The following is a 25114-nucleotide window of genomic DNA, read 5'->3' on the forward strand; positions in this document are numbered from 1 at the left end:
CTATATCGATCTCCTCTGTTGTATTTTATTACTCTGTAGCTTATGAAATGAAACTTTCCTTTTTCATTGTATCATAAAATTATTATAATTTCACTAGTGTTACCATAACGATACTGCTGGTATCATTGTGTGTATGATCTACTGCTAAATATATAAAGCTACTTCATATGGATTTTTTGCCAAACGCATTTGATTCTCCCATATGGTATATTGGAATGCAGATTAACGGTGCGGCGGAACTACTTACACAGAAGCGTAATCGTGAAATCCTTGCAAAGAGATTGAACCGGGATCAGCGTAATGCATTAATAAAGGTGGAAGAATACACTATTCTTCCGGATGCGATACATCTGATAGTGCGGGAAGTTGCTTTATCCCTGGAAATGTGGTGGCCGGTATTCCGGGATGCTACTGCCCATGAACTGGGGGACAATGGCGGGGAAGAAGGTATAAGCTGCACCTGGACCAACTTCACACAGGAGCTGATCATTGATGCGGTAGCATTTGAACGCTGCGCATACGACCTCTTATACCAGCCTGTTTTAAAAGGCTATGCCACAGACCCCGGATTTTATGAATTCAACAGCATCAATAACGTTGCCGGTATTGATCTATAATAACAGTTTACCAACTTCTTCCCAGTTGTTTACACGTTTGTAGTCTGTCACATTTATATTATGTGGCGCTGTATACATCAGTGCTTCTCCTTTAAAATGCTGCAGGTTTTTGATATGATCATCAATCATATAATCTGCCTGTACAATCGTCTTCGATCCACAGAAAACTATATTCTGCCAGCTGATGAAAGGGTAGTGTTCCTGCAACCAGTCGATTTTCTCTGTTAAAGACCCAGGGAATTCTATTGCGGCAGATACTATGAATACCTCATATTTATCCTGTAATGCTTTTATTACTTCCTGACTGTCTTTTATCACCGGTTTGGTCCTGAAGAAACCTGGTTCGAACAGGAAGCTGCGGATGATTGCTTTCTCGTGAGGAAAACCGTCTGCTTCCGGATGGCCGTTTAATGACTCCTTATCTATTCTTACCCCATAATGTTGTTCATAGTAGTTGATAAACTGCTGTGCAGTATCTGCCATTACGCCATCCATGTCTATTGCAATCCTTGCCATATTCTGCTGTTTTGTGCAAAGTTATGCATTTATTGCAGATTATTTCATAATATTGCATTAAATTGCAAGAACATGCTGAAAGAGGAGCGTTTCGATTATATACTCAAGAAGCTAAAAGCCGATCATAAGGTATTGCATACGGAGCTGAGTAATGATCTGCAGGTATCTGAAGACACTGTGCGCCGCGACCTGGAAGTACTGGCACAAAATGGCCTGTTAATTAAAGTAAGAGGTGGCGCTATTCCGCACTCTCCTCATCCTTATACTTTTAATGAACGCATTGCTATTCATGAAGATGATAAGAAAGCGATTGCAGGCAAGGCATTGTCATTCCTGGAAAACGGACAAACACTTATTATAGACGGGGGCACTTCTACATATGCCCTGGTAAAACTTTTCCCTCCCTCATTAGAACTTACGGTGATTACTCCCAGTGTTCCTATTGCCATGCAGCTGATGGAACATCCGGGTATAGAGGTGATCCTTACCGGCGGGCGTATTTTTAAAAGTTCGCAGGTAACGGCAGGGCTGGACACTATTCGTATGCTGGAAAAGGTGAGGGCGGATATCTGCTTTATGGGGGTATGCAGTTTGCATACAGAAGTAGGGGTTACTGGTCCGGATATGGAAGAAGCGGCGGTGAAGAATGTAATGGTGCAATCAGCAAACCGGGTGATCTCTCTGGTAACCAGCGATAAGATGGGAACAGCCGAACCTTATAAAGTATGTGATATTACAGAGATGGATACCATTATTACAGACGCTGCGGGGCTTGAGTTGGCAAGTCCTTATCTACAACTAGGTATAAAAGTAATCTGATATGGAACTTACATTAGACTATTCTCAGAAAAAATCTGCACGTATTGCGGTAAGTGCATTGTTCTTCTTAACGGGACTCTGCTTTGCAAGCTGGGCATCCCGTATTCCTGCTATTCAGCAGAAGCTGCATATGAGTGATGGAGAATTGGGTGGGATGCTGCTGGCATTGCCGATAGGTTCTATGTTGTCTATGCCGGTAGCAGGATGGATGGTGAGTAAATATGGCAGCCGTCAGGTAGTGATGATTGCGGGGTTATTGTATGCGGGGGTGCTGCCTACGCTTGGACTGGTAGGTGAATCCTGGCAGTTATTTCCCTGTCTGATGCTGTTTGGTTTTTGTGGTAATATGGCTAATATAGCCGTGAATACACAGGCAGTGCTGGTAGAGGCGATGTATGGCCGTTCTATCATGGCATCTTTTCATGGATTATGGAGCCTGGCCGGATTTACCGGAGCAGCTATTGGAACTGCGATGTCTGCCGGTGAGGTAGTGCCTTATCAGCATTTCCTGATGATCATGGTAACGGCGATTATCATTGTAGGTGTTAGTATAAAATGGGCTGTTCGTCATGATGTGAAAGTGGAAGATGAGAAAGAGGGAAAAGGGATAAAGTACCTGTTCCCGTGGATGACGCGCAGGTTACTGATATTAAAAACAACGACAGGCAGGCAGTTTGCATTCTCTTTTTTTAAAAGGAGGATACGGGTAATGATGCCTATTCTTATCCTTGGGGTGATTGCATTTTGTTCTATGATCTGTGAAGGAACGATGTTCGACTGGAGCGGTGTATATTTCAGAAAGGTGATCCACTCACCGGAAGGTATTGCGGGTATTGGTTATACTGCTTTTATGAGTACGATGGCCTCTTTCCGTTTTATTGCAGACTGGCTGACCACACGGTTTGGTGTAAAGAGAATGTTGCAGATGAGTGGCGCGCTAACAGCGGGAGGATTGCTCATTTCGGTATCATTACCATATTTCGCTACAGCTATTTTCGGTTTCCTGCTGGTAGGAGCGGGGGTATCTTCTGTAGTTCCACTGGTGTACAGTACGGCGGGGCGTAGCAGAACAATGTCTCCGGGAGTGGCGCTGGCAGCGGTATCTACGATCGGTTACCTGGGATTTCTGCTGGGACCACCATTGATAGGGTTTGTAGCACAGGCAACGAGTTTACGAATTTCGTTCTCTATAATAGCTGTGATGGGAATGTGTATAGCATTGATGAGCGGGAAGATAAAGAGCTAAAAAGAAGGCCGCGGATCATACGATCCGCGGCCTTCTTTTTAGTAGATTACTTTTTCAGATATTCATAATAGTCTGCGGATACATTGCTGTCATAACCACGTGCAGCAGTGCGATCATTATCGTATCTTTTCTCAAGATAAACAAGTCTTGTAGCAGATAACTCTGTTACAGTATAATTATAGATAGTAATATTACTTGCATCACCATCATCAGTAGTACCATTACCATCATAGATTACAGTGAGGACTTTGGTTTTTGCATCATAAACATAACCACCGTAATATTTCTCATCATACCCTTCCTGATTATATACGAGGTTACTGCAAGAGGAACTCCCGACATTCAGCCTATTATCGATACGGATATAATGTTCAGTATACAGATTATTAGCAGAGAACATCATATCGTTTGTGGTATAACCGCTCTCCTGATATAGATAGTCTTCACATCCACCGTCGCATGACTCTAACTTACCCGCAACGCAGGAGTAACTTGCAAAGGTGGTATCTATTTTATAAAAGGATGGCTCACTCCAGTCATTATTATTATAACGGGACCGGTTATATTTCCAGGTACCTGCCAGTAAATTGTTATCGGTAGAATCTGCGGAAGCTATTATACTTACAATAGCGGTCAGTGTGTTACTTACGCGATTCGTAGAATCATATGCGGCATATTTAACAGAGAAAGTATCTCCTTTAAGACCAGCAGGCAGTTTAATTATGATCGCAGAATCTGAGTTGTCGCCATCTTCACGCAGGTTATGAGGTATTTTATTTGCCTTCTTTGCACCTTTTGCAGGGAAGCTTATTTTAAAGTAATTGCCAGCGCCATTAATCTTTACATAATACCCTGCTATAAAGCCAGTGGTTGATCTTGGATAGATAACAACATAACGGTTATTGACAGCGTAGTAAGTACGCATATCATAACCATCAGTGAGTAATACCGGAGCATCTGAAGAAGATGATGATGCAGGAAGATCTCCTGTTGTACTGGTTGCATTGGGTAATTTTACAGCAGCAGAAAGGGCTACCGGATCTATTACAGCTGTTGGTGTTTCTGTGACTGGAGTCGTCTCAGTTTTACTATCTTTTTTACAGGAGTAGAACGCAACGCTGCATGCAACCGCACTGAATAATATAATTTTCTTCATAGGTAATTATTTTTTAAGGAGTTCGAGGTAGGTTATCTGATTAATCTCGTCATGTGAAGCACCTTCGCTCATATATGTCGTGTACACAACCATTTTGGAAGAAGTGAATTCCTTTACTTTTAATGGCAGCGTAGTGATATAAGATCCTGTACCATCCTCATCCTGGATTACAGTAATGGTTTTAGTGGCAGCATTATATGAGTAACCACCTTTAGTTAAGTAGTCCCCTGAGTTAACTATATCGTATACGAAATTACTGCAGGATGATGTCTCGTGGTTTAACTGAATATTTTTGTAGGATTGTGCTGATGCGAATAGATTCATAGTCCCAAATGAGAATATAAATGAACCGGAACCTATATTATCCGGCAGGTGCAGATCAGTGCTATCCTCTGATGTTTGCAACATATTCTTTGAGCAGGTATAATAGTTATAGTTGCTGGAGTCTGTCAGACTAATTATCTGCCAGTCATCATTATTATATTTAGTTCTGGATACCTGCCAGTCACCAATTATTTTACTGTTATCAGTGGAATCTGCAGAGGCGATTACATTAACAATTGCTGTTATTGTATTGCTTATACGATTCAATGTATCATAAGCTGCATAGCTGATAGAGAAAGTATCTCCTTTAAGGTGATCAGGTAATTTGATTACGATAGAAGAATCTGAATTATCTCCATTATTATCACGTAAGCCAAACAGATTCTTCTGCTGTGCTTTTCTTAAACCATATCCCGTTTTGTAATCAATTTTAAAATAAGAATCTGCGCCATTGATTTTCAGATAATAACCGGCGAGGTAACCTGCACTTACACGTGGATAAATTACAATGTAACGGTTACTGATAGCATCGTACACACGACCATTGTATAAGGTATCCAGTACGGGTGCATTTGCATCTGATGATGCAAGGGGGAAAGTACCTTTTACATTAATAGCGCCATAGCCGACTTTTGCTCCAGCGGAGAGGGCTATAGGGTCAATCGTGTCTGCCGGCGTTTCTGTTAACGGAGTAGATGTGGACGTGCTGTCTTTTTTACATGCATACAGTGCCATGCATGCTATAGCACTTAATAGTAGGACTTTTTTCATAGATAATAAGGATGATGAATTGAAAATGTCAGCGATACAAGACCTTTTTGTACCGCTGACATTTTTATGGAGGAATTATTGTTTCAGATATTCGGAATATATGATCTTGATGTCTCCATCACGGGCCCCTGCACGATCACCATTATTAACGGATTCTTCTTTGGAGTAGTAAACAAGTTTGGTAGAAGATATCTCGGTAACGGTATAACTTTCAGTATATATATTATTCACGTAATCGCCGGTACCGTTCTCATCATAAATTAAAGTGAGGACTTTTGTAGTGTTGTTATATGTATAGCCACCGATGCTGGAGTAAGCACGACTACCATCGTAGTATATCAGGTTACTGCATGTAGATTGATCCGGGTAAAGATCTTTGTATATACGCGCATAACTGGTGGTGTAGAGATTATTTGCAGAGAAGATCTGATCATTTGAAACAGGACCATAGATACGCGAAATATATGGCTCACAGCTATACCCTTCTGTGCAACCCTGTAGTTTACCATCAATGCATGAGTAATTTACATAAGTAGTATCAGGTTTATAACTTTGTGGATTACTCCAGTCATTATAATTCATTTTAGATCTGTTATATCTCCACGTACCATACAATAAACTGTTATCAGCAGTGTCTTTAGATGCGATAACACTCACAATAGCAGTGATGGTATTACTTACATGATTTAAAGTGTCGAATGCGGCATATTTAATAGAGAAGGTATTTCCTTTAAGGCCGGCCGGCAGTTTAATTACAATAGAGGAATCTGAATTATCTCCTTCTTCACGTGAATCATGAGACTTATTTAATTTCCTTGCACCGGCTGCTGCTTTATAATCTATTTTAAAATAATTCTGAGCACCGTTGATCTTTACATAATATCCTGCTACAAATCCTTTGTCTGATTGAGGATAGATGACAACATAGCGATTATTAACAGCATAGTAAGTGCGATTGTCATAACCATCAATAAGCAGTGTTGGTCCGTCTGCAGATGCCGTTGGCAGGTTTCCTGTAACACTGGTTGCATACCCTATTTTAACCGCAGCTGAAAGCGCCACAGGATCTATTGAGGTAGATGTATCGTCCGTAGCAGGAGTATCGGTTTTGCTATCTTTTTTACAGGCGTAGAATGCCAGGCTACAGGCAACTGCACTGAATAATATAATTTTCTTCATAGATAATATCTTGTTTAATTAGTTTTTCGTGAACTCAGAATATTCCAGCTCAAGCTGGTTATGATAATCATCAGAACGGTCTATTTCGTAGAACACAAGTCTGCTGGAAGTCAGTTCCTTTACATAATATTTTGTACTCTCAAAATTATTTCCCGCATTATCCTGATCCTTAATTAAGGTGATCACTTTAGTTGTTGCATCATATGAATAACCACCGGAATAAATATCAGTACCTTCACTATAAGGAGTATAAACATAATTACTACAGGAAGATTCATCCAGATTTAAGTTGCGATTACTGTGATAATATATTCGCTGGCATCCATTGTCAGCTGAGAACTGAATGTTGTACGTATACTTATTCTTATATGTTACCAGAAGAACGAGACCATCTGTAGTTTCATCATCCTCTGTCATTACTATTTTATTATCTATGCATTTGTAATAACGGAAATAACTGCTGTCCTGCTCTACATTAGGTTGCCAGTCATCGCTCTCACTCCCTTTATAACCTACATAATGCCAGCTGCCTGCCAATAAAGCATCATTTGTGGAGTCCGCAGGAGCGATCACATTCACGATAGCTGTGATTGTATTACTCACATGATTCAGGGAGTCATAAGCAGCGTATTTAATAGAGAAGGTATCACCTTTGAGACCAGCAGGCAATTTGATGATGATGGATGAATCCATATTATTGACTTCATCACGTGTACCATGATTCGGATTCCTTGCTTTTCTTAAACCGGAAGCAATGGTGTAGTCAATCTTAAAATAAGAATCTGCGCCATTGATCTTTAAATAATAACCACTGATGAAACCAGACCTTACACGTGGATAGATCAGAACGTAGCGGTTGTTAACTGTGGTATAGATACGTCCGTTGTAAATGGAATCCAGCACAGGCGTTTCCGCAGCGGTAGTTGTAGCGGGGAAAGCACCTTTTACGCTGGTACCACCATAACCGATTTTCACTGATGAGGAAAGTGCTACAGGATCAATTGCGGATACTGCTACAGTGTCCTGGGGAACTGGGGTATTTGTGTCCGTCGCGCTGTCTTTTTTACAGGCATAGAAGGTCACTGTGCATGCTACTGCACACAATAATAAAATTTTCTTCATAGATAAGATGCTGTTTAAGGAGATATTAGAGTGTAAACATAGTCTTTGGAGGTCTATATATTAACGATTTGTGATATCTGGGAAGATGTTGTAACGCCTTTCCCTTGACTGTTAACAAATTGTAAAAAAGTACTATGTGAGAATATCTAATAACTGGTGAGGAGAACGGGAAGAAATGATATATGTATAATTATTATTCGTCTCGTCTTTTTATTGTCTGTGAAGGGTTTAGGCGGAAGGGTAGTTTTTAGCGGAAAATTTAATTATCATAATACACTGTGAAACCCGTACTTTTGCACGATTTTTTTGTCTGGTGAATGGTATTAAAATCGTCTGGTTTTTAATTTTTACAATAGAAAACGCAAATGCCTAAAGACTCCTCTATCAAATCTGTTCTTATTATTGGTTCTGGTCCTATTATTATTGGTCAGGCTTGTGAATTTGACTATTCCGGTTCCCAGGCAGCACGTTCGCTGCGCGAGGAAGGAATTAAAGTGGTGCTGATAAATTCTAATCCGGCTACTATCATGACGGATCCCATGATGGCCGACAAGGTATACCTGTTGCCACTTACGGTGGAAAGTATAGAACAGATACTGGAAGAACATCAGATAGATGCCGTATTGCCTACCATGGGTGGGCAAACAGCACTGAACCTCTGTAAAGAAGTAGATGAGCTGGGAATATGGCAGAAATATAATGTACGCCTGATAGGTGTGGACATTAAAGCAATAGATAAAGCAGAAGACCGTGAGCAGTTCCGCCAGTGGATGATACAACTGGGTGTTCCTGTGGCTCCTGCAAGAACGGCTAACTCTTTTCTGGAAGGGAAGGAATTTGCCCAGGAAATAGGATTCCCGCTGGTAATCCGTCCTTCCTTTACACTGGGTGGTACCGGTGGAGGTTTTGTACACAGCAAAGATGAACTGGATGAAGCGTTGCAACGCGGATTACAGGCGTCTCCTATCCATGAGGTACTGGTTGAAAAGGCAGTGCTGGGATGGAAAGAATTTGAACTTGAATTACTGCGAGACAGTAATGACAACGTGGTGATCATTTGTACCGTAGAGAACCTGGACCCTATGGGGATCCATACAGGGGACTCTATCACAGTAGCACCAGCCATGACGCTCAGCGACACGTCCTTCCAGGATATGCGTAACAAGGCGATCATGATGATGCGCGACCTGGGCAATTTTGCCGGTGGCTGTAACGTACAGTTTTCACAGAACCCGGCTAATGAAGAACTGATCGCTATAGAGATCAATCCACGTGTGAGCCGTTCTTCCGCACTGGCTTCCAAGGCTACCGGTTACCCGATTGCCAAGATAGCTGCTAAACTGGCTATTGGTTATACACTGGATGAACTGGAAAACCAGATCACCAAAACTACTTCCGCTTTCTTTGAACCAGCACTGGACTATGTAATAGTAAAGATGCCACGCTGGAACTTCGATAAATTTAAAGGTGCTGACCAGACATTAGGCCTGCAGATGAAATCTGTGGGAGAAGTAATGGCTATCGGCCGTACTTTCCCTGAAGCACTGCAGAAAGCGTGTCAGAGTTTAGAGAATGATGCCCTGGGATTAGGTTACTATGGCAAGTCGCTGATGAGCAGTGAGCAACTGCTGGAAAGAATGAAGACGCCTACCTGGGACAGGATTTTCCGTATTAAGGATGCGTTGATGGCTGGTGTTTCTGTTAAACATCTGCACCAGATGACTTACATAGATAAATGGTTCCTGAACCAGATCAACGATATCGTTACACTGGAAAAGCAGCTGCTGGAATTTGATCTGAACACCGTTCCGAACGATCTGCTGTCTGAAGCCAAGAAGATGGGCTTCTCCGATATGCAGCTGACGCACCTGCTGGATTGTGAGGAAGATGAGGTATATGCAAAACGTAAAGCGTTGGGCATTACCCGTACTTTTAAAATGGTAGATACCTGCGCTGCAGAGTTTGAAGCTAAGACACCTTATTTCTACTCCACTTTTGATACAGAGAACGAAAGCAAACCTACTGATAAGAAGAAGGTGATAGTGCTGGGTTCTGGTCCTAACCGTATTGGTCAGGGTATTGAATTTGACTACTGCTGTACGCATGGTTTGCAGGCTATTCAGGAGTCAGGTTACGAAGCTATCATGGTAAACTGTAACCCTGAAACGGTGTCTACAGACTTTGACATGGCAGACAAGCTGTACTTTGAACCAGTGTTCTGGGAACATCTGTGGGAAATCATAGAGCTGGAAAAACCAGAAGGAGTGATTGTACAATTAGGCGGACAAACAGCATTGAAACTGGCAAAACGCCTGGAAGAGAAAGGTGTGAAGATCATCGGTACTTCTTTCGATAACATGGATATTGCAGAAGACCGCGGCCGTTTCTCCGATCTGCTGAAAGACCTGGGTATTCCTTATCCAAACTATGGTACTGCTTACAATACAGATGATGCGATAGAAGTAGCAAAAGAGGTAGGTTACCCTGTGCTGGTTCGTCCTTCTTATGTACTGGGTGGCCAGCGTATGAGGATCGTGATCAACGAAGAAGAACTGGAAACATCTGTACTGAGCCTGTTGAAACATTTACCTGGTAATAAGATACTGATTGACCACTTCCTGGACCGTTGTCAGGAGGCTGAGATAGATGGTATTTTTGATGGGGATGATTTCCATGTGATGGGTGTAATGGAGCATATAGAGCCTGCAGGTATCCATAGTGGGGATAGTAATGCATTGCTGCCATCATTCAACCTTACTCCGCTGGAAGTAACTACTATGGAGTTTTATGCAGAGAAGATAGCACGCGCACTGAATATCCGCGGACTGATCAACATCCAGTTTGCCATTAAGAATGGCCAGGTGTTCGTGATTGAAGCGAATCCACGTGCATCCCGTACAACACCGTTCATCGCGAAGGCTTACCAGGTACCTTACCTGAACATTGCTACCAAAGTGATGCTGGGTGCCAAGAAGCTGAAGGATTTCACGATAGAGAAGAACCTGAAAGGGTTTGCTATCAAGGAGCCGGTGTTCTCTTTCAACAAGTTCCCTGGAGTGAACAAGGAGTTAGGGCCTGAGATGAAGTCTACCGGTGAAGCGATCCGCTTTATCAAAGACTTGCGTGACCCTTATTTCAGAACATTATACAAAGAGAAAAGCATGTACCTGAGCAAATAGGTGCAGAGATATTATAAAAGCAAAAGGCCTTCCGTATGGAAGGCCTTTTGCTTTTATATCAAGGCGATAATATTGCGGTCTTGTATTAAAAGATCAGAGCCTGATGAAGATCAGGCTCTTTCTTTTCCCTCAAAATAACCATTAAAGACACGTCTATTTATTTGCATAAATAGCGTGACCGGTAGTGCAGTTTACTATAAATATTAAATATTAAAAAGATGTTAACTAATCAATAACAGATCAATAAAAACGTTATTACTAATTTACTGTTTTTCAATGATATAATAATTGTAAAATATATAGATATTTAAAATCGATCTTATTGCAGAAATATATTTCATCGAAAAAACTTATCAAGTTCTTAAAACCTGCGAACTGATCTGTTTTATATTTGTAGTCCTCAATTGCCCATTTATGTTTGTTGCCTTTTTAAAACGCGCACCTTTTGTACGGTTGATCCTTCCATTTTCTGTAGGCATTGTATTACAATCATATATGCCTTTATTACCGGTTGTATTATGGGGGACTTGTTGTCTGTCCGGGATAATATTACTGGCTTTATCCAGGTTGGCTTTATGGGTACAGTTTACTTACGGATGGATAAAAGGAGTGGTTATTCACCTGCTGGTTATTGCCGTGGGCTGTCTTGTTATGAGCTATGCGGATATCCGGCACAGCGGGCATTATTTTGCCTCTTTTTTGAGATCTTCAGACCTGTTGCTTGTAACGGTACAGGAACCTTTGCAGGAGAAGCCACGGTCTTATAAGACGGTTGTGCGGGTGGATGGGATTGTTCGTGGGGATAGCCTGTTACCGGCGAAGGGGAATTTGCTGGTGTACCTGGAAAAAGAGGGGGTTGCTTTGGAATGTGGTAATCAGTTGTTACTCTGTAATAAGCTGCGGGAGATACAGAGCAGTGGGAATCCTGATGGATTTGATTACAGGCAGTATTGTGTGGCGCAGCAGATTTATCAGCAGGTTTATTTGCGGGAAGGAGAGTGGAAGCTGGTTTTAAATAACCGGACAGGGAGAGTGAGGGATTATTGTCTGCGTATACTTAAACAATATATAGGAGAGCCAGAGGCCGGACTGGCAGCCGCATTACTGATAGGTTACCGTTATGACCTGGATAAAGCCATGGTGCAGGACTATACGAATACGGGGATCGTGCATATTATTGCTATTTCCGGGATGCACCTGGCACTTATTTATGGGAGTTTGTTATGGTTGCTGCAATGGTTGCCATCGAAGATATTGAAGGCAGGGATCATTCTATTTTTCTTATGGGCTTTTACATGGCTTACAGGTGCCTCTGCCTCTGTATTAAGAGCTACTGTAATGTTTTCCTTTATTACTGCAGGCCGGTTTGTGCTGGATCGTCATACAAATATCTACAACACATTGATGGCTTCTGCGTTCCTGTTGTTATGTTATAATCCTTACCTGTTGACAGATGTAGGCTTTCAGTTGTCATATCTGGCCGTGTTAAGTATTCTTATCTGTTACAGACCGATTTACCAGTTGTTGTTTGTTCGTAACCGTTGGCTGGATAAAATATGGGAAGCGATTGCTCTTACTTTGTCCGCACAGGTGTTTACCTTGCCAGTGTGTCTTTATTACTTTCAGCAATTTCCGTTGTACTTCCTGCCGGCTAATCTGCTGGCTGTGCCTTTATCTACAGTGATTCTTTACGGGGAAATTCTACTGCTGATAATACCCGTTCATTTTACAGGAACGATTTTAAAGTGGCTGATGTATTACATGAATACATCTGTAGCATGGATAGGGCATTTGCCCGGGGCGTTGATAACAGAGATTCATATAACATTGTATGGCACGTTTTGCTGTTACGGAATAATCGCCGGGCTACTGGCCTGGTGGCTTTGCCAATGGCCAAGAGGATTGATACTGGCTCTGTTAAGTTGTTTGTTGTGGGCTGCATGGGATATGGCAGATAACTTACAGGCACAGTGGCAACGTAAGCTGATTGTCTACAACATTCCGGCGCATACAGCTGTTGATGTGATATACGGACGTAGTGTGCAGTTCTTAGGAGATAAAACTGATGCTATAAGAGATAAGCTGGTTAGTTCCTGTCTGCAAACAGCGAGGGCATCTTTTAAAATTACCCGCAGTTGTCAGTATTCATCAGGTTATATTAGCCTGGGTGATAAGCGATTATTGGTGATAGACAGTTCTCAGAGATACCTGCCCGTCAGTGCTGAAGGAAAAAAATTACAGACAGATTATCTTTTACTGTCACATAATCCTCATGTGGATATCAAACAATTGGATTCATTGTATGGAATAGGGATGCTGATTTTTGATGCTTCCAACACATCTAAGAACATTCGAAAATGGAAAAGTGATTGTTACGCGCTAACTTTGCGCTTCTTTTCGGTTCCGGACCAGGGAGCTTATGTCGTAAATTTCTAATTTTTTCTATACATGCAAAAGCAAATCAAATCAGCATTGATCTCCGTTTTCTATAAAGATAACCTGGAGAACATCGTTAAAAAATTAGGGGAACAGGGTGTAACCATTTATTCAACAGGTGGTACACAGAAGTTTATTGAGGAGTTGGGCGTAAAATGTGTGGCTGTAGAAGAACTGACTGCTTACCCTTCCATTCTGGGTGGCCGTGTAAAAACGCTGCATCCCAAGGTATTTGGTGGCATACTGGCCCGCCGTGAAAATGCGCAGGACCTCGAACAGTTAAAACAATACGAGATTCCTGAGCTGGACCTGGTAATTGTAGACCTCTATCCATTTGAAGAAACTGTAAAGAGTACTACAGAGGAACAGACCATCATCGAGAAGATTGATATTGGTGGGGTATCTCTGATCAGAGCTGCGGGTAAGAACTATAAAGATGTAGTGATAGTGGCATCCAAAGATCAGTATGCTGACCTGGAAAAAGTACTGGTAGAGAATAATGGTAATACAAGTATAGAAGATCGCAGGGCTTTTGCTGCAAAGGCTTTTGAAGTATGTGCCAACTACGATGTAGCAATTGCACAATATTTCCTGCATAACGAACCTGCTGCTTACTTCCAGGTATCTGCTGCGGAAGGTCAGGTAATGCGTTATGGAGAAAACCCGCATCAGCGTGGTGTATTCTACGGCGATCTGTCTGAGATATTTAACAAACTGCATGGCAAGGAACTGTCTTATAACAACCTGGTGGATGTAGATGCTGCCTGTCAGCTGATCCAGGAGTTTACCGAGACTACTTTTGCTGTTATCAAGCATACGAATGTATGTGGTATTGCCAGCAGAGGTACATTGAAAGAAGCCTGGGAAGCGGCACTGGCCGGTGATAAGGAAAGCGCATTTGGTGGCGTACTGGTTACCAATGCCGTTGTAGACAAGGCTACCGCAGAATCTATCAGCGAGATCTTCTTCGAAATCCTGATCGCTCCGGGTTTTGATGCAGATGCACTTACTGTGTTGCAGGTAAGGAAGAACAGAATCCTGTTACAGCAATTAAAACCTGTAGTAACAGCTAATGTATATAAGAACGTACTGAATGGTGTGCTTTTACAGGAAAGCGATAAAGGCAGCTACAAAGAGTGGAATGATACGGGTGCAAGACCAGCTACTGCTGCTGAAAAGGCCGACCTGGAATTCGCCAACATCGTGTGTAAACACTTAAAATCCAATGCTATTGCACTGGTGAAAGACAGGCAGCTGATTGGTAAAGGTTGTGGACAAACTTCCCGTATAGATGCATTACGTCATGCTATTGAAAAGGCTAATCAGTTCCAGTTTGATCTGAAAGGTGCTGCACTGGCTTCTGATGCATTCTTCCCGTTTGATGACTGTGTACGTATCGCTCATGAAGAGGGAATCGTAGCAGTGATACAGCCAGGCGGTTCTGTACGTGATAATGACTCTGTTGAGTTCTGCAAACAGAATGGAATGGTGATGGTGATGACGGGTATGCGTCATTTCAGACACTAACTGTTACCTGTTACAATATTTTAAAGCACCAGCTTATGCCGGTGCTTTTTTTATAACTTGCAGGAAGCAATTATGGCTTTTTTACATCACAATATCATGAAGGAGGAGGACGATGCGGCACTGATACAGGAGTATAAACGCTCCGGTAAGCTGGATGTCCTTGCAGCCCTTTACCAGCGTTACATGAACCTGGTATATGGGGTGTGCCTGCGTTATTTTGATGAGGAAGCCAGTAAGGATGCAGTGATGCAGATCTTTGAGGAGCTGATAGCGAAGCTGAAACAGCATGAGGTTCAGAACTTTAAGAGCTGGTTGCACGTTCTTACACGTAATTACTGCCTGATGCGTTTACGGTCTATGAAGAACCGGGAAGGAAGGGAGATCTCTATCGATGTTATGGAAAACGATTCTTTTCAACATCATGAGAACGGAGTGAGTGTAGAAGCTCATCTGCAGGATATGGAGAAATGTCTGGAAACATTACCGGAAGAACAGAAACGCAGTGTAGACCTGTTTTACCTGAAGGAAAAGAGTTACCGGGAAGTGGCGGACATGACGGGATATGAGATGAATAAAGTGAAGAGCTATATTCAGAACGGGAAGCGGAACCTGAAAATTTGTATGGAACAACAACATGCCTCACAAGCATAACGATATTAAACACGGGGTGGATCCTGAACAGATCCGCCGTTACCTTGCCGGAGAGCTGGATGATAAAGCTATGCACATCCTGGAACGGCAGGCGTTGGAAGATCCTTTCCTGGCGGAAGCGTTGGATGGGTTTACCGGGTATGCTGCGGACCAGACTGTCAACCTGGATGATCTGGATCGCAGGCTGGAAAAGAGGGTGGCTGGCGCTAAGGAGCGGAAGATGTTTGTGTATTATCGCTGGGCAGCAGCGGCTGTTGTGCTGATAGTTGCGGGTGTTGGTGTGATGAAGTTATGGCAGGCTCCGGTGAAGCAGGAGATTGCTGATGTGAAAGTACTACATGACTCTGTTCCTGCCGGTGGGATTATAGATGAAAGCGGGCAGTCTCTGGCTGCCAGAGCAGATCAGCAACACCCGACAGCAATACCAGACTTAAAATTGAAGAAAGAAAGGAATCAGTCAGCTGTGCCGGAAGAGCGGCGATCAGCGCCTGAGATTGTTGAGACGTCCCCTTTGGCTCGTGGAGTATATAAGCAAAGTGATAGTGTTACAGGGGCAATGGATATTGCAGCATCAAAAGCGGCACCGGCACCAGTACCGGCAGCCTCAATACCAGCTCCGGGATCTGTAGTGGTAGCTGAAAAGGCTGCTGTTGTACCTGTATCGGCTGATATGGCATCTGAGAAAGAGGTTACTGAGGATGACAAGAAAGGTGTCGCATCTGTATATAGCCCCCCTAAGGCGCTTACTATCAGGGGAAGAGGGGTTAAGGTTACCCAGAATCAAAGTAATGTAGCACTGTTTCCGGGTAAAATGCGGATGTTACAAGGTAAGATAACAGATGCGAACAATGATAGCGGACTGGCATACGCGTCAGTTGCTGTTGCCGGTACGAATAAGGGCGCACTGACAGATAAAGATGGATATTTTACGATCGCAGTTGATAGTACTGCCAATGTTCAGCTGAATGTAGCCGCTCTGGGTTGGGCCAGCAAAAATGTGCTGGTAAACAATAATGAAAATAATCTTAGAATAGCGTTACCTGAGAATCAACAATCTCTGAATGAGGAAGTAGTGGTTACCGCATATGGCACTAAAAAAGCAAAAAAGGCTGTTTATCAGGCACCTCAGCCTGGAGAAGGGTTAGATCGTTACAAGGAATATCTGGCAAAAAATGTTCGTTACCCTGCATCTGCGGGAGGTGTAAAAGGACGTGTACGGGTTGCTTTTACGGTAAAAGCTGATGGTACCCTGGAAGATTTTAAAATACTCCGGAAGCTGCAGCCGGATTGTGATGCGGAAGCGATTCGTGTGGTGAAAGAAGGGCCGGCGTGGATACCTGCTTCGGATGGCAGGGCTACAAGAGCGCAGGTGGATGTTCCTTTTGCCCCTTAAATAGTCCCCCGGGTTCTTAACTTATCTGATTTGATAATACCAAATTATCTGAATAGATAGTCCCTATCAGCCCCCTCTAAGTCTACTTATCCCACCATCATCTTTCTATCCTCTACTCTCTTTAATCGCCCTGATCAGTCTCTTATTTCTTCTGTTTTCTCTGCTATCATTCAGGGATAATGCAGCCCATATAGCAGCGGGCAGCCAGCCAATCAAAGTAATTTGCAGCAAAAGGCATACAATGCCGGTCAGGATTTTACCTCTAAGGAAAAAAGATAGCCAGGGCAAAAGGATTGCTATCAGCATCATGGGACTAAAAGTTTAATATTAACAGATCGGGTTATAGTAAAAAGATACTATTTTTTCCGGTCTTTCCACATTTGGTTGAATGATTTCGGAGCAAAAACAGGTAGCTCCCTGTTATCTCCCCAGGCATCAGCAAAAAACTTCTTTATAAAGAAATTCTTGGTGTTACCACCTACAAGGTTCATCATGCGGCGGCTCAGGCTTGCCTGTTTCCAGCCAAACCAGGACATTTTTTCACCACCTGAAGTGAGGTTATCTTCTACCGCTTTATGGCGGTTATTGAGCAGTAATTCGTGGATATTGATGCGTACAGGGCATACTTCTGTACAGTTGCCACAGAGGGAAGAAGCATAACTAAGATGCATATTCTCTTCCATCCCCTGTAAGTGAGGGGTAATCACGGAGCCAATAGGACCACTATAAGTAGTACCATAAGTGTGACCGCCTATATTCTTATAAACAGGACAGGCATTCAGACAGGCACCGCAGCGAATGCAGTACAGGCTTTCACGCATCTCTGTATCTTTCAGGATGTTAGTACGTCCGTTATCCATCAGGATCACATACATTTCTTCCGGACCATCCACTTCTCCTTCCTGTCTTGGACCACTGAAAATAGAATTGTACACAGTTACCTGCTGCCCGGTACCATAAGTAGCGAGTAAAGGCCAGAAAAGCGCCAGATCATTAATAGACGGCAGCATCTTTTCTATACCTACGAGGACAATATGTGTTTTAGGAAAGGCAGTGCTAAGACGCGCATTTCCTTCATTTTCGGTAACAGCCACTGCGCCAATATCGGCCAGAATGAAGTTAGCACCAGTGATACCTATTTCTGCATCCAGATATTTCTGACGCAGTTTTTCACGAGCAACCTGTGTTAGCTGCTGCGGAGTAAGGTTAGGCGCAGTGCCCAGCTTTTCAGCAAACAGGCGGGCCACGTCTTCCTTGCTTTTATGCATGGCCGGCGTTACGATATGATAAGGAGGTTCTCCGTCAAGTTGTTGTATGTATTCTCCCAGGTCTGTTTCCACGCATTCGATACCATGTTTGGCGAGGAAGCTGTTGAGATGTACTTCTTCGGTAGCCATGGACTTACTTTTCACAATGCTTTTACATTGCTTGGCTTCACAGATGGCCAGGATTTCGTCCAGTACCTGTTGTGCGTTCTCTGCCCATATCACTTTTCCTCCGCGGCGTGTAAAGTTGGATTCAAAGTCTTCCAGGTGTTTATCGAGATGTTCCAGGGCTCTCCACTTGATATTTTTGGCTCGTTCGCGCGCAGTCTGCATGTCGGCAAACTGTAGTTTACCGGCTTTAACAGCGGTGTTATATTTACCAATATTATGATTGATAGTATTCCGGTGGCCGATGTCGGCTACTTTTTTCTCGCTATCTGCCAAAAAAGTGGATGCTTTCTGATGCATACGTAATTGAATTCGTAGTTCCGAATTACAAAACCCGTACCGGTTTCCGGTTTAGAGGCTTTGCTAAACAACTGTTGGTAAAGATAGGGAATTGCAGGGATAGCATCAGGGTGGTAAACCTACTCTGCTTTGTACTTCTTGAGTGCTATTTTGTCCAGCACTTCATAGAAATCCTTACCGTATTTACGGGTAATCGCATCGCGCAGGAAACGGTATACTGGTACGCGTAAAGTTTTCCCGTTTTTACAGGCAGGTTTACAAACGTCCCAGCGATCGTAATTTAACGCTTCAAAGGCTTCGTATTTCTTTACCCGGATGGGGTACAGATGGCAGGAGATAGGTTTTTTGAAATCTATTACTCCGTCGTTGTATGCTTTTTCTATACCGCAACCCACAATACCATGATTATCTATTGTAGCATAGGCACAGATCCCTTTGTTGACAATGGGGGTTACGTAGCCATATTCATCATCGGTGGTATTGGTACCGGTCTTTTCTATTTCTGCGATACCATCCGGCCGCAGGTAGGAAGTTATTTTCGGGTAGATTTTTTTGAGGATTTTCACTTCCTCTTTTTCCAGCGGAGCCCCACAATCACCGGCTACACAACAGGCCCCTTTGCAGGCACCCAGGTTGCAAACGAATTGTTCTTCAATCAATTCATCGCTGATGTATTTATCGTCTATTATGATCATTGTTAGTTAGCATCTATATTCACACCTATTCCAATACTGGCAAAATTACAACAATCTTACCTGTTATCTCCATTTTAAGGTCTCAACGAGGTGTAACAGGTCTTTTTGCAGGAACTGATTTACAGGAGCCAGAGAGTCTGCATTAGGAGCAGCATCGAAATAAAGGGCGCCACGAAGGAAATGACGGACAGAATCGGTAGCGAAGAATTGTTTGGCAGAAGCCGCATTACCCCCTACATCGTAAAAAAGTCCGTGTACGTTGTTTGGGGTAGCAATTATATTTTCATTGATGTATTCAGCCTTATAAGTGTGTTTATAAGTCATTTTGAATGCATCGTTGATCAGCTGCTGGAAGTTATTCTCTCCTTTACCGATTTCCTTATAGCTCATGTATATTTTCCCGTTCAGAGAGGGGAATTCCACATTTATCCAGTAAGGGTTTTCTGTTTTTTCACCAAAGAAGAGGCTATCCTTCACGATAGTGGCATATACAGGGTATTCGAAAGTGTAGGGATATCCTGGTTTATCAAAAACCTGGTATTCCCGTTTCGGGAACTTTATCTCAAAATATCCGCGTGGTTTGGGAGTAAATGTTTGTTCGCAGGCGGTTGTAAATAACAAAATAGTAAGTAACCAGCTATAAGCAGGTAGTATAAGGCTGTTCTTGTTCCCTTTGAATTTCATTACAGGCTGGTTGTTATTTTATTCCTCTTCTGCATTCTGCCGGATGCTCACCTGTACTTTCTGGATACGCATTTTGCTTACTTCCAGTACGGTGAAATCGTATTGTTCGTGGCTGATCACGCTGTTTTCCTCGGGGAATTTACCCGCCAGTTCCAGGATCAGACCACCGATAGAATCACTTTCTCCTTTTACCACTTCAAAGGTATCGGGAGGAATGTTCATGATACGGCAAACGTCATTGAGCATGGTTTTACCTTCAAATACATAGGTGAAGTTGTCCACTTTGCTGTAGTTGAATTCTTCTTCATCGAACTCGTCTTTGATATCGCCTATTACTTCTTCTACGATGTCTTCCAGGGTAACGATACCCGAAGTACCGCCGAATTCGTCCACGACTACGGCAAAGTGCATACGCCTTGTCTGGAATTCGGAGAGCAGGTCTTCTATCAGTTTATGGCCATGTACAAAGAATGGCTGCCGCATAACGGTGTGCCAGTCGAAGGCATTGCCTTTATCGAGATGAGGAAGGAGATCTTTTGTATGGATAACGCCTACGATATTGTCGAGGTTACCTTTATACACCGGTAAACGGGAATAGTGAAGATCTGCCACGTGTTTTACGACGGTGGTGAAAGTATCATCATATTCAATACCAGACACATCCAGGCGGGTGTGCATGATTTGTTTTACGGTGATGTTGCCGAATTTGAGGATTCCTTTGAGGATGTTCTTTTCTTCCTGGGAGGCGGTAGGATCTACGCTCATTTCGATGGCTTCGTCTATTTCCTGGTAGTTGACAGCGCCACTGCCTCTGTGGAAGAATTTGGCTTCTATGCTTTCGCTGACGCTTACGTAGAAGTCGCTCACGGGTTCGAGGGTAGCATGTATAATGCTGACAAACCAGGCGAAGTAGGTAGCGAAGCGGATGTTATTCTGGGCGGCCCATACCCGGGGAAGTACCTGACCAAAGAAGAGGAGTACGAAGGTGATGATAGCGATACGTACTACGAAGGATACTACGGGCAGGGTTTGCAGGTCTTCCATCTGTGTGATCAGATAGTTGGTGACAAGTATGAAGGCCAGGGAGAGGAGTATACCTGCTATCTGGAGGGATGCCAGCAGGGAGCGTGGCTTTTCCAATAGCTTGGTAATCAGCTTTCCACTGGTATTTTGCCTTGTTTTAAGGGCATTGAGGTCTTTATAGTTGAGTGAGAAGAAGGCGACTTCTGCTCCGGACACGATAAATGCCAGTAATAGTAATATAAATATTACAAGGAGATAAACTACCACATTGGGTGTGGCAATCGGCACTGCGGCTTGTAACTGGGTAAGCTTACCAAATAGAATGCTTGCCGGATAGATGTCCAAATTGTACGACTTTGACGTGATAAATATTAAACCTGAGTCTTTACACTACAAAGCAGGTTCCAAAAAAAGGGAAAGAAATTCAGGTATTAAATTGAATCACTTTCCCTATATGCAAATATAAGTAATGTCCCATTACAGGATTATCAATTAAAAAGAATTAATATTTTATTTGGATAGTTAAAAGGGTAGGTCGTCCGCTGCGTCGTTCATTTGGGGTGGAATCTCCATATTGGGGAAATTGTCTCCTGTGGAGCTACCGGTGTTACTGTGATGGATAGCGCTTTCAGAGTTATTGAGATCCATCCGTTTGTCCAACATAACGAGGTTGTCACCGACCACTTCGGTAGCAAATTTTTTATTTCCTTCCTTATCTTCCCAGCTGCGGGTACGCAAACGGCCTTCAATATATACAAGACTGCCTTTGTGCAGGTATTTTTGCGCCAGTTCAGCCAGTCCTCTCCACAATACTACTGTGTGCCATTCTGTTTGGGATATCAGTTTACCGGCTCTGTCTTTGAATGTTTCTGTAGTAGCAAGTGAGAACTTGGCTACTGCTATATTACCTTCTAAAAACTGTACATCCGGATCTCTTCCCAAGTTGCCAATCAGGATTACTTTATTAACACCTCTCATTGTTGCAGGTTTTAATCTATTGATTTTAAACTATTGAAAATATACTTCTTCTTAAATAAACAACCTTCTTAAAGTTAATATTTTTTTCCAATCGACAGGGAAAATTTTAACACATACTTTTAGCGTCAAATACCTTGCCGCAGCAAGTTAAGAGCAATTAACCCCTCCTGGAATCCTGGATCAAAACAGGCTCAACTCCCTGCTTTTTAGAAAGTCTGTAATCGTTTTTGGAAATGCGAAATCGTCCAGCTGTGTACGTGGAACAGCAATGTAGCCGGGCATTTCGGGTTGTTTTTTAACTGACATGAAGATGAATTGACTGTAAATTGTTTGGTGTGTAAGCTGCTGCTTAAATGCAGCTGAAGTCCCATCTATGTTGTAACTTATATCAACAAGTGTGTTTTTAAATACGGGCATTGTCTGCAATGTGGGAATATCTGCAGGTTGCTGTGTTTCTATTAAAATGAATTCGTGCAGGTTTTGCCAGATATCATTTTCGGTGCGTTTGCGTATGTAGATTTTGTCTTTGTATTGCAGTACCAGGTAGTAGAAATATCTCTTTTTGATAATGAGTTTCTTCGTTTTTACCGGTAACAGGCCAACGAGGTTGAGTTGTAATGCTTTACATTTTTTAGCCAGGGGGCAGATGGAGCAGGCAGGTTGCTGTGGCTTGCATATCACAGCTCCAAAGTCCATGATGCTCTGGTTATAGGCCGCTGACTGTGCGTGCGGCAGGAGTTCCTGCGCCAGTGCGGTGAATTGTTTTTTACCTGTGGTGCTGTCTATGGGAGTATCTATATCGAAGTACCTGGACAGCACGCGGAATACGTTCCCGTCTAATACTGCATGTGGCAGGTTGAAGGCAAATGATGCTATCGCTGCTGCAGTGTAGGGTCCTACACCTTTAAGTGATTGTATAGCGTCATATGTATTGGGGAAGTGACCATGGAACTGTTCCACGATCTGCCGGGCCGCAGCCAGCATGTTTTTACAGCGGGCGTAATAACCCAGTCCCTGCCAGAGGCGGAAGACCGTTTCTTCCGGAGCGGCGGCCAGGTCCTGTACGGTAGGATAGGCCTGTATGAAGTTTTCATAATATGCCCAACCCTGCTCAACGCGTGTTTGCTGGAGGATAATTTCAGACAGCCATATCCGGTAGGGGTCTTTTTCACCTTTCCAGGGCATGGAGCGGGAATTCTCGTTTTGGTTCCATTCAAGAAGAGCGGGGGTAAAGAATTGCTTCATTTTTTATAAACGGGACGATCCTGTGAGGGAGCGGCTTGGAATTTTAGTGCAAATATATGTTTGTGAGGGGATAAACAGGACAAGTGTTCTGCCTGAAAAGAAGAAATTATCTGTGTGAAGAGGTTTAAAACAGGAATAAAACAGGATCATCCTCCGTTTTTTAACGGAGGATGAACGGAGGATGATCCTGTTCAGAAGCCGATATAGTCCTGTTTTGAAGCCGTTAAGGGTATATTTCCAAGGTCCTCAAATAAATAATTTTATAACTGAAGTTATTGGGAAATAGACGAATATAGAGAGATATGCGTTATATTAATGTAGCATTTGATGAGCGATTTCAGCTATTTAGGACACATTTTTCCCCCTTAAGTGCAGAAAAAAAAGGTGAAATGAATATTATTTTTTGTATATTCGTTAATGAGTGGTTTAGTGAAAATTTGCCTGTCATACCTATAAAAATGAACATGTAGTGGTCAAGAGCCTGAAAATCTTTTTTCCTCACGATCGTCCAACATTTTGCCTAGAGGTTCATAGTTAATGACTTGCATTGGAAAATATTAAAAAAAAGTAAGGTATAAGAAAAAAAGATAAAATTTATTTGCTTAAAATTCAGCAATTAAAAAAAATTAGATAATTTTGGGACAAGTAATCCTTCGCTTCAATTATGAGAAAAGCTGACTTAATTAACAATATTGCTGAAAAAACCGGCATACCTAAAGTAGACGTGTTAGTAACACTAGAGGCCATGTTTAAGGAGGTCAAAGAAGCGTTGGCTAATGGCGAGCACATCTACATACGTGGTTTCGGTAGCTTTATTACCAAGAAAAGGGCTGCGAAGATCGGCCGTAACATTAAGAAAAATGTTGCAGTTGAGATTCCTGAGCACTTTATTCCGGCGTTCAAACCGTCAAAAGAATTCGTTGCGGAAGTAAAGAAGCTTAAAAGTTCTTAATTTCGCAGCCTAATCTTATAGGCGTGCAGAAAAAACAAGTTCTCCTGGTAGGTGCCGCTGCGGCATTACTTATAGTATTGGTAGCCTTTGGCCGCACCATACCACATTCGGACAAAAAAGCGATGCCAACTGACACTCACCTTCATAGTGGTCAGGAGGAAAAACCTATTGCCTTCAACGAATTGCTGGCGGCAGCCAAGCAAAAAGTTCCCGCAGGAAAATTACTTTCTATCACTACCTTGGAAAATAAGGTTGTGCGGGGTGATGTAAAAAATCAGCAAATAGCCGCTTACAAAGAATTGTATGTCACCTGGGATAGTCTAAACCAACTTCCCGTAGCTGCCTATTATCTTGGCGAAGCAGCCAAGTTGGAAAATTCCGAAAAAAGTCTCACCTTTGCAGCCAATTTATTTTTAGAACACCTGGAACACGCACAGGATCCTGCAGTTATGAAATGGGAGAGCCAACAGGCTATTACCTTGCTCGATCGGGCTATACAACTTAGCCCTGCAAATGATTCTCTGAAAATAAAACAAGCGCTGTTGTATATGAATACCGGCGAGCCTATGGTGGGTGTTCAAAAGCTCAGGGATGTGGTGGCAGCTAATCCTGATAATATTGAAGCTCAATTAACACTGGCAAATCTGGCAATTCAATCCGGTCAGTACGACAAAGCTATCGAAAGGCTGGAAACGCTTCTGCAGAAACATCCTGACGAAGCGAAAGCAATGTTTGTATTGGCTGAAGCCTACCGTAGTAAGGGTGATACCAAGAAGGCCATTGAGATATTTGAGCAATGTAAGAAACTGCTGAAAGATCCGGGGCTGAAAGCGGAAATTGACAACTATATTAAAAGTATTAGATAATA

General features: G+C 42.7%; 22 protein-coding genes. 10 read left to right on the plus strand and 12 right to left on the minus strand.

Annotation, left to right across the window (positions count from 1 at the left end):
• The first annotated feature begins 167 nt into the window (after positions 1 to 167).
• A complete protein-coding gene (locus BMW86_RS11350; protein ID WP_089781886.1) occupies positions 168 to 617 on the plus strand; it encodes a hypothetical protein in 450 nt (149 codons plus the stop codon).
• On the opposite strand, the gene BMW86_RS11355 is transcribed toward BMW86_RS11350, so the two are convergent.
• Positions 612 to 1133, minus strand: coding sequence for a 5' nucleotidase, NT5C type (locus BMW86_RS11355; RefSeq protein ID WP_089781887.1), 522 nt, complete (start codon positions 1131 to 1133; stop codon positions 612 to 614). The two genes, BMW86_RS11350 and BMW86_RS11355, sit on opposite strands and share 6 nt — an antisense overlap.
• A 72-nt stretch (positions 1134 to 1205) precedes the next feature.
• On the opposite strand from BMW86_RS11355, the gene BMW86_RS11360 reads away from it, so the two are divergent.
• Together BMW86_RS11360 and BMW86_RS11365 are read left to right on the plus strand one after the other, a co-directional pair.
• A complete protein-coding gene (locus BMW86_RS11360; RefSeq protein WP_089781888.1) occupies positions 1206 to 1952 on the plus strand; it encodes a DeoR/GlpR family DNA-binding transcription regulator in 747 nt (248 codons plus the stop codon).
• A gap of 1 nt (position 1953) precedes the next feature.
• Positions 1954 to 3198, plus strand: coding sequence for an MFS transporter (locus BMW86_RS11365; RefSeq protein WP_089781889.1), 1245 nt, complete (start codon positions 1954 to 1956; stop codon positions 3196 to 3198).
• Between the two features lie 46 nt (positions 3199 to 3244).
• On the opposite strand, the gene BMW86_RS11370 is transcribed toward BMW86_RS11365, so the two are convergent.
• From BMW86_RS11370 to BMW86_RS11385, 4 genes are all read right to left on the minus strand, one after another.
• Positions 3245 to 4354, minus strand: coding sequence for a hypothetical protein (locus BMW86_RS11370; protein WP_089781890.1), 1110 nt, complete (start codon positions 4352 to 4354; stop codon positions 3245 to 3247).
• Between the two features lie 6 nt (positions 4355 to 4360).
• The gene (locus BMW86_RS11375) at positions 4361 to 5449 is read right to left on the minus strand and encodes a hypothetical protein (protein ID WP_143056556.1); all 1089 of its coding nucleotides are present in this window, start codon (positions 5447 to 5449) and stop codon (positions 4361 to 4363) included.
• A 75-nt stretch (positions 5450 to 5524) separates the two neighbouring features.
• Positions 5525 to 6628: a hypothetical protein gene (locus tag BMW86_RS11380; protein WP_089781892.1), complete on the minus strand. Its 1104-nt coding sequence runs from the start codon at positions 6626 to 6628 to the stop codon at positions 5525 to 5527.
• An 18-nt stretch (positions 6629 to 6646) separates the two neighbouring features.
• Positions 6647 to 7750: a hypothetical protein gene (locus tag BMW86_RS11385; RefSeq protein WP_089781893.1), complete on the minus strand. Its 1104-nt coding sequence runs from the start codon at positions 7748 to 7750 to the stop codon at positions 6647 to 6649.
• A gap of 365 nt (positions 7751 to 8115) precedes the next feature.
• On the opposite strand from BMW86_RS11385, the gene carB reads away from it, so the two are divergent.
• The 5 genes from carB to BMW86_RS11410 all read left to right on the plus strand — a co-directional run bounded on the left by carB (position 8116) and on the right by BMW86_RS11410 (position 16936).
• Entirely contained in the window at positions 8116 to 10929 is a 2814-nt protein-coding gene (carB, locus tag BMW86_RS11390) for a carbamoyl-phosphate synthase large subunit (RefSeq protein WP_089781894.1), read from the plus strand.
• 414 nt (positions 10930 to 11343) lie between these two features.
• Positions 11344 to 13365: a ComEC/Rec2 family competence protein gene (locus BMW86_RS11395; RefSeq protein WP_089781895.1), complete on the plus strand. Its 2022-nt coding sequence runs from the start codon at positions 11344 to 11346 to the stop codon at positions 13363 to 13365.
• Between the two features lie 12 nt (positions 13366 to 13377).
• A complete protein-coding gene (gene purH / locus BMW86_RS11400; protein WP_089781896.1) occupies positions 13378 to 14892 on the plus strand; it encodes a bifunctional phosphoribosylaminoimidazolecarboxamide formyltransferase/IMP cyclohydrolase in 1515 nt (504 codons plus the stop codon).
• Between the two features lie 96 nt (positions 14893 to 14988).
• Complete coding sequence (locus BMW86_RS11405) at positions 14989 to 15543, plus strand: RNA polymerase sigma factor (RefSeq protein ID WP_255372904.1); 555 nt, start codon at positions 14989 to 14991, stop codon at positions 15541 to 15543.
• A complete protein-coding gene (locus BMW86_RS11410) occupies positions 15527 to 16936 on the plus strand; it encodes a TonB family protein (protein ID WP_089781898.1) in 1410 nt (469 codons plus the stop codon). The genes BMW86_RS11405 and BMW86_RS11410 overlap by 17 nt, the downstream gene beginning before the upstream one ends.
• Before the next feature lie 105 nt (positions 16937 to 17041).
• Here the strand turns inward: BMW86_RS11410 and BMW86_RS11415 are convergent, their stop codons facing one another.
• From BMW86_RS11415 to mutY, 7 genes are all read right to left on the minus strand, one after another.
• A complete protein-coding gene (locus BMW86_RS11415) occupies positions 17042 to 17245 on the minus strand; it encodes a YqaE/Pmp3 family membrane protein (protein WP_089781899.1) in 204 nt (67 codons plus the stop codon).
• Positions 17246 to 17292: 47 nt separating this feature from the next.
• Positions 17293 to 18669: a LutB/LldF family L-lactate oxidation iron-sulfur protein gene (locus tag BMW86_RS11420; protein WP_089781900.1), complete on the minus strand. Its 1377-nt coding sequence runs from the start codon at positions 18667 to 18669 to the stop codon at positions 17293 to 17295.
• A 119-nt stretch (positions 18670 to 18788) separates the two neighbouring features.
• Positions 18789 to 19364: a DUF3109 family protein gene (locus BMW86_RS11425; RefSeq protein ID WP_089781901.1), complete on the minus strand. Its 576-nt coding sequence runs from the start codon at positions 19362 to 19364 to the stop codon at positions 18789 to 18791.
• A gap of 63 nt (positions 19365 to 19427) precedes the next feature.
• Positions 19428 to 20048 (minus strand): gliding motility lipoprotein GldD, encoded by a 621-nt coding sequence (gene gldD, locus BMW86_RS11430; protein WP_089781902.1) that lies wholly within the window; start codon positions 20046 to 20048, stop codon positions 19428 to 19430.
• Between the two features lie 18 nt (positions 20049 to 20066).
• On the minus strand, positions 20067 to 21416 hold the full coding sequence (gene gldE, locus BMW86_RS11435; protein WP_177189227.1) for a gliding motility-associated protein GldE: 1350 nt from the start codon (positions 21414 to 21416) through the stop codon (positions 20067 to 20069).
• A gap of 177 nt (positions 21417 to 21593) precedes the next feature.
• Positions 21594 to 22049, minus strand: coding sequence for a single-stranded DNA-binding protein (locus tag BMW86_RS11440; RefSeq protein ID WP_089781904.1), 456 nt, complete (start codon positions 22047 to 22049; stop codon positions 21594 to 21596).
• A 180-nt stretch (positions 22050 to 22229) separates the two neighbouring features.
• Positions 22230 to 23294, minus strand: a complete 1065-nt coding sequence (gene mutY / locus BMW86_RS11445; RefSeq protein WP_089781905.1) for an A/G-specific adenine glycosylase — start codon at positions 23292 to 23294, stop codon at positions 22230 to 22232.
• A gap of 664 nt (positions 23295 to 23958) precedes the next feature.
• On the opposite strand from mutY, the gene BMW86_RS11450 reads away from it, so the two are divergent.
• Both BMW86_RS11450 and BMW86_RS11455 read left to right on the plus strand, forming a co-directional pair.
• On the plus strand, positions 23959 to 24246 hold the full coding sequence (locus BMW86_RS11450) for an HU family DNA-binding protein (RefSeq protein WP_073084475.1): 288 nt from the start codon (positions 23959 to 23961) through the stop codon (positions 24244 to 24246).
• A 23-nt stretch (positions 24247 to 24269) separates the two neighbouring features.
• On the plus strand, positions 24270 to 25112 hold the full coding sequence (locus BMW86_RS11455; protein WP_089781906.1) for a tetratricopeptide repeat protein: 843 nt from the start codon (positions 24270 to 24272) through the stop codon (positions 25110 to 25112).
• Positions 25113 to 25114 lie beyond the last annotated feature (2 nt).

The sequence above is a fragment of the Chitinophaga sp. YR573 genome, from assembly GCF_900110995.1.
In the GTDB taxonomy this organism is placed as follows: domain Bacteria; phylum Bacteroidota; class Bacteroidia; order Chitinophagales; family Chitinophagaceae; genus Chitinophaga.

Excerpts from the sequence above, each read along its gene's own strand:
- BMW86_RS11350 (WP_089781886.1), top strand. The coding sequence starts at position 168 with ATGGATTTTTTGCCAAACGCATTTGATTCTCCCATATGGTATATTGGA.
- BMW86_RS11355 (WP_089781887.1), bottom strand. The coding sequence starts at position 1,133 with ATGGCAAGGATTGCAATAGACATGGATGGCGTAATGGCAGATACTGCA.
- BMW86_RS11360 (WP_089781888.1), top strand. The coding sequence starts at position 1,206 with ATGCTGAAAGAGGAGCGTTTCGATTATATACTCAAGAAGCTAAAAGCC.
- BMW86_RS11365 (WP_089781889.1), top strand. The coding sequence starts at position 1,954 with ATGGAACTTACATTAGACTATTCTCAGAAAAAATCTGCACGTATTGCG.
- BMW86_RS11370 (WP_089781890.1), bottom strand. The coding sequence starts at position 4,354 with ATGAAGAAAATTATATTATTCAGTGCGGTTGCATGCAGCGTTGCGTTC.
- BMW86_RS11375 (WP_143056556.1), bottom strand. The coding sequence starts at position 5,449 with ATGAAAAAAGTCCTACTATTAAGTGCTATAGCATGCATGGCACTGTAT.
- BMW86_RS11380 (WP_089781892.1), bottom strand. The coding sequence starts at position 6,628 with ATGAAGAAAATTATATTATTCAGTGCAGTTGCCTGTAGCCTGGCATTC.
- BMW86_RS11385 (WP_089781893.1), bottom strand. The coding sequence starts at position 7,750 with ATGAAGAAAATTTTATTATTGTGTGCAGTAGCATGCACAGTGACCTTC.
- carB (WP_089781894.1), top strand. The coding sequence starts at position 8,116 with ATGCCTAAAGACTCCTCTATCAAATCTGTTCTTATTATTGGTTCTGGT.
- BMW86_RS11395 (WP_089781895.1), top strand. The coding sequence starts at position 11,344 with ATGTTTGTTGCCTTTTTAAAACGCGCACCTTTTGTACGGTTGATCCTT.
- purH (WP_089781896.1), top strand. The coding sequence starts at position 13,378 with ATGCAAAAGCAAATCAAATCAGCATTGATCTCCGTTTTCTATAAAGAT.
- BMW86_RS11405 (WP_255372904.1), top strand. The coding sequence starts at position 14,989 with ATGAAGGAGGAGGACGATGCGGCACTGATACAGGAGTATAAACGCTCC.
- BMW86_RS11410 (WP_089781898.1), top strand. The coding sequence starts at position 15,527 with ATGCCTCACAAGCATAACGATATTAAACACGGGGTGGATCCTGAACAG.
- BMW86_RS11415 (WP_089781899.1), bottom strand. The coding sequence starts at position 17,245 with ATGATGCTGATAGCAATCCTTTTGCCCTGGCTATCTTTTTTCCTTAGA.
- BMW86_RS11420 (WP_089781900.1), bottom strand. The coding sequence starts at position 18,669 with ATGCATCAGAAAGCATCCACTTTTTTGGCAGATAGCGAGAAAAAAGTA.
- BMW86_RS11425 (WP_089781901.1), bottom strand. The coding sequence starts at position 19,364 with ATGATCATAATAGACGATAAATACATCAGCGATGAATTGATTGAAGAA.
- gldD (WP_089781902.1), bottom strand. The coding sequence starts at position 20,048 with ATGAAATTCAAAGGGAACAAGAACAGCCTTATACTACCTGCTTATAGC.
- BMW86_RS11440 (WP_089781904.1), bottom strand. The coding sequence starts at position 22,049 with ATGAGAGGTGTTAATAAAGTAATCCTGATTGGCAACTTGGGAAGAGAT.
- mutY (WP_089781905.1), bottom strand. The coding sequence starts at position 23,294 with ATGAAGCAATTCTTTACCCCCGCTCTTCTTGAATGGAACCAAAACGAG.
- BMW86_RS11450 (WP_073084475.1), top strand. The coding sequence starts at position 23,959 with ATGAGAAAAGCTGACTTAATTAACAATATTGCTGAAAAAACCGGCATA.